12 protein-coding genes are annotated in these 12,373 nt (G+C 67.4%); 5 read left to right on the top strand and 7 right to left on the bottom strand.

Going from position 1 to position 12,373, the window contains the following annotated elements; translation table 11 throughout:
- Positions 1-101: 101 nt before the first annotated feature.
- The 4 genes from ACO07K_RS11870 to ACO07K_RS11855 form a co-directional block, all read right to left on the bottom strand.
- Positions 102-890: an exodeoxyribonuclease III gene (locus ACO07K_RS11870; RefSeq protein WP_422036129.1), complete on the bottom strand. Its 789-nt coding sequence runs from the start codon at positions 888-890 to the stop codon at positions 102-104.
- A gap of 38 nt (positions 891-928) precedes the next feature.
- The gene (locus ACO07K_RS11865) at positions 929-1,909 is read right to left on the bottom strand and encodes a Bug family tripartite tricarboxylate transporter substrate binding protein (protein WP_422036128.1); all 981 of its coding nucleotides are present in this window, start codon (positions 1,907-1,909) and stop codon (positions 929-931) included.
- 201 nt (positions 1,910-2,110) lie between these two features.
- Positions 2,111-2,443 carry an iron-sulfur cluster insertion protein ErpA gene (gene erpA, locus ACO07K_RS11860; protein WP_298309269.1) on the bottom strand — a complete coding sequence of 111 codons (333 nt, stop codon included), beginning with the start codon at positions 2,441-2,443 and terminating at the stop codon, positions 2,111-2,113.
- Between the two features lie 49 nt (positions 2,444-2,492).
- The gene (locus tag ACO07K_RS11855; RefSeq protein ID WP_422036127.1) at positions 2,493-3,389 is read right to left on the bottom strand and encodes a DMT family transporter; all 897 of its coding nucleotides are present in this window, start codon (positions 3,387-3,389) and stop codon (positions 2,493-2,495) included.
- 72 nt (positions 3,390-3,461) lie between these two features.
- On the opposite strand from ACO07K_RS11855, the gene ACO07K_RS11850 reads away from it, so the two are divergent.
- From ACO07K_RS11850 to ACO07K_RS11840, 3 genes are read left to right on the top strand one after another with little or no spacing between them, the layout of a single operon-like run.
- On the top strand, positions 3,462-5,705 hold the full coding sequence (locus ACO07K_RS11850; protein WP_422036126.1) for a CHASE2 domain-containing protein: 2,244 nt from the start codon (positions 3,462-3,464) through the stop codon (positions 5,703-5,705).
- Entirely contained in the window at positions 5,686-6,606 is a 921-nt protein-coding gene (locus tag ACO07K_RS11845) for a glutamate cyclase domain-containing protein (protein WP_422036125.1), read from the top strand. The genes ACO07K_RS11850 and ACO07K_RS11845 overlap by 20 nt, the downstream gene beginning before the upstream one ends.
- 10 nt (positions 6,607-6,616) lie before the next feature.
- Complete coding sequence (locus ACO07K_RS11840; protein ID WP_422036124.1) at positions 6,617-7,783, top strand: acyl-CoA dehydrogenase family protein; 1,167 nt, start codon at positions 6,617-6,619, stop codon at positions 7,781-7,783.
- A gap of 50 nt (positions 7,784-7,833) precedes the next feature.
- Here ACO07K_RS11840 and ACO07K_RS11835 read toward each other — a convergent pair whose 3' ends face one another.
- From ACO07K_RS11835 to ACO07K_RS11825, 3 genes are read right to left on the bottom strand one after another with little or no spacing between them, the layout of a single operon-like run.
- Positions 7,834-8,463 (bottom strand): exopolysaccharide biosynthesis protein, encoded by a 630-nt coding sequence (locus tag ACO07K_RS11835; protein WP_422036123.1) that lies wholly within the window; start codon positions 8,461-8,463, stop codon positions 7,834-7,836.
- A complete protein-coding gene (locus ACO07K_RS11830) occupies positions 8,460-9,323 on the bottom strand; it encodes an HpcH/HpaI aldolase/citrate lyase family protein (RefSeq protein ID WP_422036122.1) in 864 nt (287 codons plus the stop codon). Before ACO07K_RS11830 ends, ACO07K_RS11835 begins: the two co-directional genes overlap by 4 nt.
- A gap of 5 nt (positions 9,324-9,328) precedes the next feature.
- A complete protein-coding gene (locus ACO07K_RS11825; RefSeq protein ID WP_422036121.1) occupies positions 9,329-9,784 on the bottom strand; it encodes a MaoC family dehydratase in 456 nt (151 codons plus the stop codon).
- A 106-nt stretch (positions 9,785-9,890) separates the two neighbouring features.
- Here ACO07K_RS11825 and ACO07K_RS11820 point away from each other — a divergent pair, with 106 nt between their 5' ends.
- Positions 9,891-10,868, top strand: coding sequence for an NADPH:quinone oxidoreductase family protein (locus ACO07K_RS11820; RefSeq protein ID WP_298316606.1), 978 nt, complete (start codon positions 9,891-9,893; stop codon positions 10,866-10,868).
- 16 nt (positions 10,869-10,884) lie between these two features.
- Positions 10,885-11,640 carry an SDR family NAD(P)-dependent oxidoreductase gene (locus ACO07K_RS11815; RefSeq protein WP_422036120.1) on the top strand — a complete coding sequence of 252 codons (756 nt, stop codon included), beginning with the start codon at positions 10,885-10,887 and terminating at the stop codon, positions 11,638-11,640.
- Positions 11,641-12,373 lie beyond the last annotated feature (733 nt).

The following is a 12,373-nucleotide window of genomic DNA, read 5'->3' as shown; positions in this document are numbered from 1 at the left end:
TCTTCTGTCGTCCTGAGCAGAGCGAAGGACCTGACACAACGACCAGCGGCCTCCCTGGCGAGCGTGAGGTCCTTCGCGCCGCTCAGGACGACATGATTTTCCTAAGCCGCCACGTCCAGTTCGCACCAGACCGGGACGTGGTCCGACGGCTCGGTCTTGCCGCGCTCGGCCTTGTCGATGCCGACGGCGGTGAGGCGGTCTGCGGCCTGCGGCGAGAGCAGCAGGTGGTCGATGCGCAGCCCGTTGCCCTTGGGCCAGGCGCCGGCCTGATAGTCCCAGAACGTGTACTGCTCGCCGTCGGGATGGAACGCCCGCACCGCGTCGGTCAGGCCGAGATTGAGCAGCGTGCGGAACGCCGCCCGCGATTCGGGCTGGCAGAGCGCATCGCCGGCGAAGGCCTTGGGATCGAAGACGTCCATGTCGGTCGGGCAGACATTGTAGTCGCCGCACAGCACGAACATCTCCTCACGCGCCAGCAGCTCGCGGGCGTGGCCCAGCAGCCGCTCCATCCAGGCGAGCTTGTAGGCGAACTTCTCGGTGCCAACCGGATTGCCGTTGGGGAGGTACAGCCCGCCGACCGTCAGCGGCCCGCGCGGCGTGTAGACCCGGCCCTCGACATAGCGCGCCGGCTCGTCCTCGGCGGCCCCGGGCAGGGCCCGCGCCGTCACGTCGAACGCATGGTGGGACAGGAACGCGACGCCGTTGAACCCCTTCTGGCCGACGATCGCCGCCTTGTAGCCTGCGGCTTCGACCTCGGCGGTGGGGAACGTCGGCTCCTGCGCCTTGATCTCCTGCAGCACGACGATGTCGGGCTTGGCCTCCTGCAGCCACGCCACCAGGTTGCCGGTGCGCTTGCGGACGGAGTTCACGTTCCAGGTCGCGATTTTCATGAGTCAGGCTGCCCCTCTTGCCGCCCTCATAGCACGCCTCACTCCTGCGGCTCGATCTTCGCCTCCAGCACGACCTGCCGCCATTTCTCGCTGTCGGCGCGCACGAAGGCTGCGAAGTCGGCGGGCCTGTTGTCGGTGAAGGTCTCCAGACCCTGTTCGAGCAGTTTGGCCTGCGCCGCAGGGATGACGGCCCGCACCGCGCCGTTGAGGCGGTCCACGACCGGCACCGGAGTCTGGGCCGGGCCGAACAGGCCGACCCAGCCGCCGGCATCCATGCCGCGCAGTTCGGGTAGGCCCGACTCGGCCAAGGTCGGCATGTCGGGGAGGGTGGGAGAGCGCTTGAGGGTCGAGACTGCGATGCCCTTCGCCTGTCCCGCCTTGATGCGGGCCAGCGCGCCGGGGGCGCCGTCGAACAGGAACTGAATCCGGCCGGCCGCGAGGTCGAGCTGCGCCGGGCCGCTGCCGCGATAAGGGACATGCACCATGTCGAGGCCGAGGCGCAGCCGCAGCATCTCCATGATCAGGTGGTTGAGGTTTCCCTGCCCGAACGAGCCGTAGCTCGTCTTGCCGGGATTGGCCTTCACGTAGGCCACGAATTCGGCGGTGGTGCTGACCGGCACGTCGGACGCGGCCAGCAGGACGAGGGCGCCGCGCGCGATGCCGGCGATCGGCGTGAAGTCGCGCTCGACGACATAGGGCACGTTCTTCGTCACCCACGGGCCGCTGGCGATCGGCGAATTCGAGGTGAGGAGCAGGGTGTAGCCGTTGGGCGCTGAGCGGGCGACGGCGGCGCTGCCCATGATGCCCGAGGCGCCGGCGCGGTTGTCGATGACCAGGCGCTGCCCGATCTCGGTCGACAGCGGTTCGAGCAGCAGGCGGCCGCTGATGTCGGCGGCGTTGCCCGGCGGGTAGGGCACGACGAGGGTGACGGGACGGGCCGGCCAGGCCTCCTGCGCGGTCGCGGGGAAGGCAAGAAGGCTGGCTGCCGAGAAGGCGAAGGTCCGTCGTCCGATGTTCATTGAGGCTCCCTGTGGCCGGGACGCTACCAGCCGGTCCGACAGGGAAGAAGCAGCCGCAGCCGCCACGCGGACGGGATCGACTGCTTCCCGATTCAAATGGGGAAGTACGGGGCGATGGGGTCCGAGCGGGCGTTCCTTCTTCGGCGCTCCCAGACATCGCTTCGCGATGTCTTGCCGCTCAGCAGCCGAGCGACGCTCGGCTTAAACGCTGAACGAGTTGCCGCAGCCGCAGGAGGAGGTGGCGTTCGGGTTCTTCACCTGGAACGCGGAGCCCACCATTTCCTCGACATAGTCGAGCTGGCTGCCCTTGAGGAACTCGAGCGAGGTGGCGTCGACCAGGACGGCGGCACCGTCATGCTCGATGACCAGGTCGTCGTCGTTGCGCGCTTCCTCGAACGAGAAATTGTACTGGAAGCCCGAGCAGCCGCCGCCCAGGACCGCCACCCGCATCATCACGGGCTTGGGCTCCTTGGAGGCCAGGAAGGCAATCCGCTTGGCCGCGTTGGACGTCACGGAAAAAGTGGTGTCGGTCATACGCACAAGATGTGGTGGGCGAGGCGATTCGTCAATCCCGACAAAAACCCTAGGAGATTAGGGTTTTCCGGAGGGCCCGGGCCCGAACCCGCTCGCGGTGGAGAATATAGAGGCCCGAGCCCGTGACCAGCGGCAGGCCGTACCAGACGGTCCAGGACGGCTCTTCCTTGAACCACAGGTAGCCGTAGGCCATGGCGAGCACGATGGCGACATAGTCGAACGGCGCCAGGATGGCGGCCGGGGCGAGCCGCCAGGCCCGGGTGATCAGCACCTGGGCGCAGCCGCCCAGCAGGCCCAGGGTCAGCAGCCAGACCCAGTCGAGCAGCGGCGGCCACTTCCATTCCGGGATGGCGCAGGCGATCGACACGACGCTGCCCACGATCGCGAACCAGAAGAGCGTCACGACGTCGGGGTCGTGGCGGCTCAGCTTTCGGACCAGCACGGTCGAGAGCGAATAGCAGAAGGTCGCCGCCAGGATGACCAGCGAGACCAGGTGGAACTCGATCGCAAAGGGATCGAGCATGATCAGCACGCCGGCGAAGCCCACGCCGACGGCGGTCCAGCGCCGCCAGCCGACCGGCTCGCGCAGGATCGGCACGGAGAGCGCCACCATGAACAGCGGCGCCGAGAAGGAGATGGCGTAGGCATCCACGAGCGGCATGCGCGGAAAGGCGTAGAAGAAGCCGAACATGCTGCAGAAACCGATGCCGACCCGCAGCGCCTGCAGGCCGGGGCGGGTGCTGCGCACGACCCGCAGGCCGCCGGCATGCCAGATCAGCACCGCGACCGGCACCAGGGCCACGGCGCTGCGGAAGACCATGAGCTGGAAGGAGCCGTAAGTGCCGCCCAGACCCTTGACCATTGCGTCCATCGTGCAGAACAGCACCATGGCGCTCAGCTTGAAGTAGATGCCGTGCAGGGCGGTCTGGCTGGGGGCGTGCGGCAAGGTCGCGCTATTTGGCTCGCGCGCCATCCTCTGTAAAGTGACGTTCTTGGGGGATCAGGGGATCGAAAGCGCGTGAGCTGGCTGTTGCGCTGCATCAATTCGCGACACGCGCCGATCGTCGTTGCGATGCTCGTGCTGCTGGGCGCCCTCGTGCTGCGCATCGCCGATCCGGGCGCCGTCACGCGCATCCGCGATTTCGCCTTCGACGGCTACCAGCGCCTCCAGCCGCGGACCTACAATGCCGAGACCCCCGTGCGCATCGTCGACATCGACGAGGCGGCGCTGCAGGAATACGGCCAGTGGCCGTGGCCGCGCTCGATCATCGCGCGGCTGGTCGACAAGCTCACCGAGAAGGGCGCGGCAGTCGTGGCCTTCGACGCCGTTTTCGCCGAACCCGACCGCTCGTCGCCCCGCCGCATGGTGCAGGACCTGGCGGCCTTCACCGACGCCGCGACGCTCGAGAAGCTCGCGGACGCGGCGCTCGACAACGACAAGCTGCTGGCCGACGCGATGGCGCAGTCCCGGGTCGTCACCGGCTTCGGCTTCGACCTCAAGGGCACGGGCAATCCGCCGCGCACCTTCCACGGCGTGGCCTTCGCCGGCGACCAGCCCAGCCAGTTCCTGCCGCAGCAGGGCGGCACGGTGAAATCGATCGAGATCCTCGAGGCTGCCGCCAAGGGCAATGGCAGCGTCAACACCGACCTCGACACGATCGTGATCCGCCGCGTGCCGATGCTGTTCCGCGTCGCCGGCTACGAGGGGCTCTTCCCGGCGCTGTCGATCGAGGCGCTGCGGGTGGCGCAGGAAGCCTCGTCCTATCTGATCAAGTCGTCCGGCGCGAGCGGCGAGCTGTCGTTCGGCGAGAAGACCGGCATCGTGGCCATCAAGACCGGCAATCTCGAAGTGCCGACCGACGGCCGCGGTCGGGTCATGCTCTACGATACCGGCCACCAGCCGGGCCGCTTCATCTCGGCGCGCGCGGTGCTGAAGGACGAGGTGCCGGCGGAAAAGCTGGAAGGCCAGGTGATCTTCGTCGGCACCAGCGCGATCGGGCTGAAGGACCTGCGCAACACGCCGGTACAGGACGGCGTGCCGGGCGTCGAGGTCCATGCCCAGCTCGCCGAGCAGATGATCGAGCAGCGGTTTCTCGCGCGGCCCGACTATGCCGACGGCGCGGAGTTCCTCTATCTCGCCGCCGTGGGCCTGCTGATGGTCGTGCTGCTGCCGCGCCTGTCGGCGGGCAGGATGGCGTTCGTCGCCACGATCCTGATCGGCGCCGGGCTCGTTGTGCCATGGCTCGCCTATTCGCAATATCGGCTGCTGTTCGATCCGATCTATCCGCCGGTCACGCTGGCGGCGATCTATGTCGGCGGCACGTCGCTCGCCTTCATGCGGACGGAGCGGGAGCGGGCGGAAATCCGCGGCGCCTTCGGCATGTACCTGTCGCCCGACCTCGTCGAGCAGCTGGCGCGCAACCCGAGCCTGCTGCAGCTCGGCGGCGAGCAGCGCGAGATCACGGTGATGTTCACCGACGTGCGCGGCTTCACCACCATCTCCGAGCAGTTCGACCCGCACGGGCTGACGCGATTCATGAACCGCTTCCTGACGCCGATGACCGACCTGATCCTGGCCCGCAAGGGTACGATCGACAAATACATGGGCGACGCCATCATGGCCTTCTGGAACGCGCCGCTGCCGGTCGCGCGCCATGCGGCGCAAGCCTGCGATGCCGCCCTTGCCATGCAGGCCCGGCTGGTCGTGCTGAACGAGGAATGGAAGACCGAGGCGGAGGCCGAGGGCCGCAAACACATTCCGGTGAACATCGGCGTCGGCCTGAACACCGGCCCGGCCTCGGTCGGCAATTTCGGCTCGACCCAGCGCTTCACCTATTCGTGCCTCGGCGACGACGTGAACCTGGCGTCGCGCCTCGAAGGCCAGTGCAAGACCTACGGGGTCGGCATCATCGTCGGCAGCAAGACGCGCGACGCGATCGCGGACTATGCCACTTTGGAAATCGACCTCGTCACCGTGAAGGGCAAGACCGAGCCCGAGCGCATCTTCGTCCTGTTGGGCGATGCCGGGCTTGCGACGTCGCCGGCCTTCGCGACGCTGGTCGAACGGCAGGCGGCGTTCCTGGAGCTCTACCGCTCCGGCGGCTTCGCCGAGGCGCTGGAGACGATCGAGGCGTGCGAGGCCGCGGCGGCGGCGGCCGGCTGGCGCCAGAGTTACTATCGGATGATGCGCGGGCGGATCGACGGACTGATCGACGATTCGCCGGTGGACTGGAAGGGAGTTTATGTCGCCAAGGACAAGTGAGCAGGATCGCCGCCTCGAAGCCATCGAGGCCCTCGTATGCCGCGACGTCGGCCGCAAGACCCAGGCCCTGATCGACGCCAATCGCGGCGGCCTCGCCGACTCGGCGGCGGCGCTGGCGACGGCCACGCGTGTGGGATTGATCACCGGCTTCTTCGTGCCGCGCGGCGACGTGGCGGCGCCGGAGACCGACGGGCCCGTGGGCACCGCGTTGCTGGCCGCGGCGCTGGTGGCCTGCGGCGTGCCGGCCCGCATCGCCGTCGACACGCCCAGCGTCGAGGCCGTGCGGGCGGCCGTCCGCGCGACGGCTGAGGACGTGACGGTCGACGAGATCGTGCTGGGCAAGGAGGGCGCCATCGAGGAACTGGCCGAGGCCTGGCGTCAGGCCAAGCTCAGCCATGTCGTGGCCATCGAGCGGTGCGGGCGCAGCGCCGACGGCAAGCCGCGCAACATGCGCGGCGTCGACGTCTCGCCCTGGACCCTGCCGCTCGATGCGCTGTTCGAGGGTGGCGACTGGGTGAAGCTGGCGGTCGGCGACGGGGGCAACGAGATCGGCATGGGCAAGCTGCCGCCCGGCCTGATCGCCGAGCATGTGCCCAACGGCGCGGAGATTGCCTGCGTGACATCGTGCAATCACCTCGTGGTCGCCGGCGTCTCGAACTGGGGCGCCTACGGGCTGATGGCCGCGCTCGCCGTGTTGCGTCCCGACTGGCGGCCGACGATCGCGAAATTCCTGACCGCGGAACGGGATTTCTTCGTCACCGATACGATCGTCAGGGAAGCCGGCGCGGTGGACGGGGTGACGGCGCAGCGCGTCGCAACGGTCGACGGATTCGGCCCCGAAATCCACGGGCCGCTGGTCGACCGGCTCGGTCGCATTGCATGGGGAGAGGGCGCGCATTAGCTTGCGCGCCATGGAAAATCCCTACGCTCCGACGCACCCCGAGATTCGCGACGCCGTTCGCCAGCTCTGCCTGAAGTTCGATGGCGCCTATTGGCGCGAGCTCGACCGCGAGCGCGGCTATCCGACGGCCTTCGTGAAGGCGTTGACCGAGGCCGGCTGGCTGTCGATCCTGATCCCTGAGGAATATGGCGGCGCGGGGCTCGGCATTTCGGCGGCCAGCGCGGTGCTCGAGGAGATCCACAAGGCCGGCTGCAACGCCGCGGCCTGCCACGCCCAGATGTACATCATGGGCACGGTGCTGCGGCACGGCAGCAAGGAGCAGAAGGAACGCTACCTGCCCAAGATCGCCACCGGCGAGCTGCGTCTGCAGGCGTTCGGCGTCACCGAGCCGTCGAGCGGCACCGATACGCTGAGCCTCCGCACCACGGCGGTGAAGAAGGACAACAGCACCTACATCGTGAACGGCCAGAAGGTGTGGACCAGCCGCGCCGAACATTCCGACCTGATGCTGCTGCTCGCCCGCACCACGCCGCGCGACCAGACCCAGAAGAAGACGGAAGGCCTGTCGGTGTTCCTGGTCGACATGCGGACCGCGCTGGGCAAGGGCCTGACCATCCGGCCGATTCGCACCATGATGAACCACAACAGCACCGAAGTGTTCTTCGACAACATGGAAGTGTCGGCCGAGAACCTGATCGGCGAGGAGGGGCAGGGCTTCCGCTACATCCTTTCCGGCATGAACGCCGAACGCGTGCTGATCGCCTCGGAGTGCATCGGCGACGGCAAGTGGTTCGTCGAGCGGGCGGTGAACTACGCCAAGGAGCGCAAGCTGTTCGGCCGCCCGATCGGCCAGAACCAGGGCGTGCAGTATCCCATCGCCCGCGCCTATACGCAGATCGAGGCGGCCGACCTGATGGTGCGCAAGGCGGCCGCGATGTACGAGGCCGGGATCAACGCGGGCGCCGAGGCCAACATGGCCAAGATGCTGGCGTCGGAAGCGTCTTGGGCGGCGGCCGAGATGTGCGTGCAGACCCATGGCGGCTTCGGCTTCGCCGAGGAATACGACGTCGAACGCAAGTTCCGCGAGGCCCGCCTCTACACGGTGGCGCCGATCTCCACGAACATGATCCTCAACTTCGTCGCCGAGCACGTGCTGGGATTGCCGCGGTCGTATTAGCGCTCTCTGCCATCCCGAGCGCGGCGAGGGGCCTTTACGCGCGATCCCCTTCAATGCTGGAACACAGCCGCCTTGAGGGCCGCAATAGCGGCCGAGATGGCGGCGTGCCCGACCATCAGCAGGAACACGGTCCAGCAGGCGGTGATCGCCGTCATCGCCCAGCCGAGCATCGCCATCACGCCGTCATCCTCGATCAGGGCGAAGCAGAAGAACAGGATCGCCCAGGCCGGGAAGAAATTGTCGAACGGGATGGGCAGCGCCAGGATCAACACGTCGACCGACAAAGCGACGAGAAGCAGCCGGCGCGGCACGCCGTTCACCCACCCCTCGTAGCGCGCGTGCACGGTGTTCTCGAGCCAGCGGATGAAGCGTCGCGCGCGGTTCAGGAAATCCTGCAGCTTGCCGCGCGGCAGGCCACGCTTGCCGATCGTCGCGGGCAGGCACGGGACGGGGTGCCCAGAGAAGTATTGCGCGAGCACGTAGAGCATCGGCACGCCGGTGATCGTCGACAGCCAGGGAATGCCCGACGGGATGATGTTCGCGATGTTGATCGCCAGGACGGCGAAGGCGTAGGAGCGGCCGTCAAATCCTTCGAGGAATTCCTTCAGCGACAGGACCGACCTGCGGTCCCCGGCGAACAGCCGGTCGAGGGTCGCGAGAAGGCCGAAATTGTCTTTCATCCCCCCTTCCGCGAGACCAGGCGGCGGGCCAGCACCAGATGCGGCTTGTCGAGCATCTTGCCGTCCATCGTGAGGACACCGGCGCCGGGATTGCTCTCGAAGGTCGCGATGACGCGATGGGCCCAGTCGATCTCCGCCTCGCTCGGCGTGAAGACCTCGTGGATGATGGCGACCTGGTCGGGATGGATGGCGATCTTGCCGCCATAGCCCATGCGCCGTGCGTCGTGCGCCTCGGCGCGCAGGCCTTCGACGTTGCGGATGTCGGGATAGACCGTGTCGTAGGCGGTGACGCCGGCCGCCACCGAGGCCATCAGGTTGACCGTGCGCGCCATCTTGAAGGTGTCGTCGTAGACGCCGGGCGAGGGACCCTTCGCCAGCGCGCCGAGATCGGCCATCAGGTCCTCGCCGCCCCACGAGTGACCGATCAGGCGCGCATGCTTGGCCGGCGCCGCGGTGAGCGCGAGGATCGCCGCCGCGCTCTCGGTGGCGATGGTCAGGATGCGGGTCGCCCCGGCCTCGATGCCCTCGCGCGCCTCCAGCGCGTCGAGATAGTTCGACAGCAGGTCGAGATCGGCCTGGCCGACGCATTTGGGGAACACGATGCCGTCGGGTTTGCCCTGCATGACGGTGGCGAGGTCACCGAGCGTCAGGCCGGTGTCGAGCGCGTTGACGCGGACATAGAGCTTCGGGCCGGCGCGGTCGGCGCTCCTGAGATAGGCGAGCGCCATGTCGCGGGCGACCGTCTTGCGGTCGGTGGCGACGGAATCCTCGAGATCGAGGATCAGCCCGTCGGCGCCGGAGGCGGGGCCCTTGGCGAGCTTGCGCTCGGAATCGGCGGGGACGAACAGGAAGGATCGCATCTTTCTCAGTCCTTGGGTTTCTTGCGCATCAGCGCCTGGCGGGTGCATTCGGCGACGGTCTCGTCGCGCTGGTTGATCGCGGTGTGGGCGAACTCGACGATGCCGGCGTCCGGCCGCGACTTGCTCTCGCGCAGGCTGACGACCCGGGTTCGCACCCGCAGCGTGTCGCCGTGGAAGACCGGCTTGGGAAAGCGCACGTCGGTCATGCCCAGATTGGCGATGGTGGTGCCCAGCGTCGTGTCGTTCACGGTGATGCCGATCATCAGGCCAAGCGTGAACAGGCTGTTGACGATGCGCTGGCCGAACTCGGTCTTCGAGGCGAATTCCTCGTCGAGGTGCAGCGGCTGGACGTTCATGGTGAGCGAGCTGAACAGGACATTGTCCATCTCGGTCACGGTGCGCGTCCAAGCGTGCTCGAACACGCGGCCGACGGTGAAGTCCTCGTAATGAAGTCCTGCCATCTTTCTCCTCGCGGAAGGGAGCCTTCCTAGCATGGATGGACGCTGGCCGGCCCGTCATCGTATCAAGGGCGCCACAGGATGAAACACCGGTATGGGGAGTGAGACGATGCGCGCGATGCTGAGCGAAACGCCGGGCGGGCCGGAGAGCCTGAAGCTGGTCGAGATGCCGTCCAAGCCCCTGGGCAAGGGCCAGGTGCGCGTGGCGACCCGGGCGGCCGGCGTCAACTTCCCCGACACGTTGATCATCCAGGACAAGTACCAGTTCAAGCCGCCGCGCCCCTTCGCGCCGGGCCACGAGATCGCGGGCGATATCACCGAGGTGGGGGAAGGCGTCACCGGCTACAAGGTCGGCGACCGCGTGATCGGCATGATCGGCCATGGCGGCTACGCCAGCGAGGCCGTGGTCGACCAGGTCCAGCTGCTGCCGATGCCGAAGAACATGAGCTACGAGGATGGTGCGGCGTTCACCATGACCTACGGCACCTCGTACTACGCGCTGAAGCAGCGCAGCAGCTACAAGCCGGGCGAGACCCTGCTGGTCACCGGCGCCTCGGGCGGCGTCGGTCTCACCGCGGTCGAGCTGGGCGCGCTGATGGGCCTCAAGGTCATCGCGGCCGTCGGCTCCGACGAGAAGATGGAGATCTGCAGGAAGTACGGCGCCACGATGTTCGTGAACTACGCCAAGGAGAAGATGCGCGACAAGGTCAAGGAACTGACCGGCGGCGCAGGCGCGGACATCATCTACGACGCGGTCGGCGGCGATGCGTTCGACGAATCGATCCGCTGCATCGCCTGGTACGGCCGCCTGCTGGTGGTGGGCTTCGCGGCGGGCCGCATCCCGTCGCTGCCCGCCAATCTCGCGCTGCTGAAGAGCTGCGACGTGCGCGGCGTGTTCTACGGCGCCTGGCGCGGCCGCGAGCCCGCCGAAGCGCGTAAGAACTTCGATGAGATGCTGGCCTGGTACGGCGAGGGCAAGCTCAAGCCGCACATCTCCATGCGCTTCCCGCTGGAGAAGGCGGCCGACGCCATGAACGCCCTGCTGTCGCGCAAGGCGACCGGCAAGGTCATCATCGAGGTCGCCTGACAACACGGAGGCTTCGATGGCCAGACTGACCGGCAAGATCGCGATCGTGACGGGTGCCGCCTCGGGCATCGGGGCGGCTTCGGCCCGCCTGTTCGCCGAGGAGGGCGCGCAGGTACTGGCGGTCGACCGGCCTGAGTCGGCGATCGACACGGCCCATGTCGGCAACGAGGTGATCGAGCCCTTCGCGGCCGACATCACGGCCGACGACGCGCCCAGGAGGATCGTCGCGGCCGCGCTCGACCGATTCGGCGCGCTCGACATCCTGTTCAACAATGCCGGCGTCAGCGGCCGCGCCTTCGTCGAGGAAATGACCGACGAGATGTGGGACCGCGTCAACGACGTGAACGTGCGCGGCATGTTCCGCCTGTGCCGCGAGGCCATCCCGGCTCTGAAGCTCAGGGCCAGGGAGAAGGGCCGGGCGCGCATCGTCAACACCGCCTCGGTCATGGCCTTCGACACCGACTACGGCCTGGCCGCCTATTGCGCCTCCAAGGCCGGCGTCGGCGGCCTGACGCGCACACTGGCGCTCGAACTGGGCAAGTTCAACATCACCGCCAATTATGTCTGCCCGGGCGCCATCTACAGCGGCATGACGCGGACCAACTTCGACAAGCCCGAGATCCGCGAGGTCTGGGAGAAGAAGGCGGCGCTGCGCCGGCTGGGCCAGCCCATCGACATCGCCCGCGGCGCGTTGCTGCTGGCGTCCGACGATGCCGACTTCATCACCGGGCACGAACTGGTGGTCGACGGCGGCCTCACCTTGCGCACCTGAGACGCAGGCCTTTTTTGTAGCCTGCTAGGCGGCGCCATCCTTCCTGGGGTTATGGGCGCGCGGCTGCAGTCCATGAGCTGCAACGTGTTGCCGACCGTGCACTCATCGAGGCAGCGCCATCCGATTGAGCCATGGAGGGCCCGGTCGCGAACCGCAAGGACCGGAGCCTTCAGTTCCTCCAGCTGGTCCGCGGACAGAGCCACTGGACGACCGCTGCGCTTGGCATTGCTCAAGCCTCCGACGCCGTCGTGGTTGTAGCGGCGAACCGAGTCGCGCGGCGTCTGACGATCCATCCCGCTGGCCTCCGCCCCCTCCGTGCGCGACCATCCTCCAGCACCAGCACCAGCACCAGCACCATCGCCAGGATCCGGCCAGAAACAAGTAGCCGATAGCAGTATCGGCTCTGGTCGGCGGTTCGTCTCGAGATTTGACGCTTGAATATTCAAAGTCCGGCTCATCAGTAACTCAAGGGCTCGCTTCTCACAGGAGAGATGTCTTTGGGAACATTTGACGCCCCTGGCGATGACACTGCCTATCCTTCGTTGTCGTTGACCCTCTTGCCGCATGTCTTGACGCGGCCATTGAGCACCGGTCAGCCGGAAGGCTGACCTCGCGACGTAACTGCAGACCGTCGCATCGAGCGGGTCGAACGCGCCGAAATCGTCAGCCAACGAGCAGGCGATGACCGGAGTTGTCCGGGCGGCGGAGCCGCTTTCCTTTCCACGCGACAGCA

It is taken from the genome of Reyranella sp. (genome assembly GCF_965228225.1).
Classification (GTDB): domain Bacteria; phylum Pseudomonadota; class Alphaproteobacteria; order Reyranellales; family Reyranellaceae; genus Reyranella.
This window is presented reverse-complemented; position numbering and strand designations above follow the sequence as displayed.

What these genes read in the sequence shown, in the direction of transcription:
- ACO07K_RS11825 (WP_422036121.1), bottom strand. Translation starts at nt 9,784, where the DNA reads ATGGCAGGACTTCATTACGAGGACTTCACCGTCGGCCGCGTGTTCGAG.
- ACO07K_RS11815 (WP_422036120.1), top strand. Translation starts at nt 10,885, where the DNA reads ATGGCCAGACTGACCGGCAAGATCGCGATCGTGACGGGTGCCGCCTCG.
- ACO07K_RS11845 (WP_422036125.1), top strand. Translation starts at nt 5,686, where the DNA reads ATGTCGCCAAGGACAAGTGAGCAGGATCGCCGCCTCGAAGCCATCGAG.
- ACO07K_RS11840 (WP_422036124.1), top strand. Translation starts at nt 6,617, where the DNA reads ATGGAAAATCCCTACGCTCCGACGCACCCCGAGATTCGCGACGCCGTT.
- ACO07K_RS11820 (WP_298316606.1), top strand. Translation starts at nt 9,891, where the DNA reads ATGCGCGCGATGCTGAGCGAAACGCCGGGCGGGCCGGAGAGCCTGAAG.
- ACO07K_RS11865 (WP_422036128.1), bottom strand. Translation starts at nt 1,909, where the DNA reads ATGAACATCGGACGACGGACCTTCGCCTTCTCGGCAGCCAGCCTTCTT.
- ACO07K_RS11870 (WP_422036129.1), bottom strand. Translation starts at nt 890, where the DNA reads ATGAAAATCGCGACCTGGAACGTGAACTCCGTCCGCAAGCGCACCGGC.
- erpA (WP_298309269.1), bottom strand. Translation starts at nt 2,443, where the DNA reads ATGACCGACACCACTTTTTCCGTGACGTCCAACGCGGCCAAGCGGATT.
- ACO07K_RS11835 (WP_422036123.1), bottom strand. Translation starts at nt 8,463, where the DNA reads ATGAAAGACAATTTCGGCCTTCTCGCGACCCTCGACCGGCTGTTCGCC.
- ACO07K_RS11830 (WP_422036122.1), bottom strand. Translation starts at nt 9,323, where the DNA reads ATGCGATCCTTCCTGTTCGTCCCCGCCGATTCCGAGCGCAAGCTCGCC.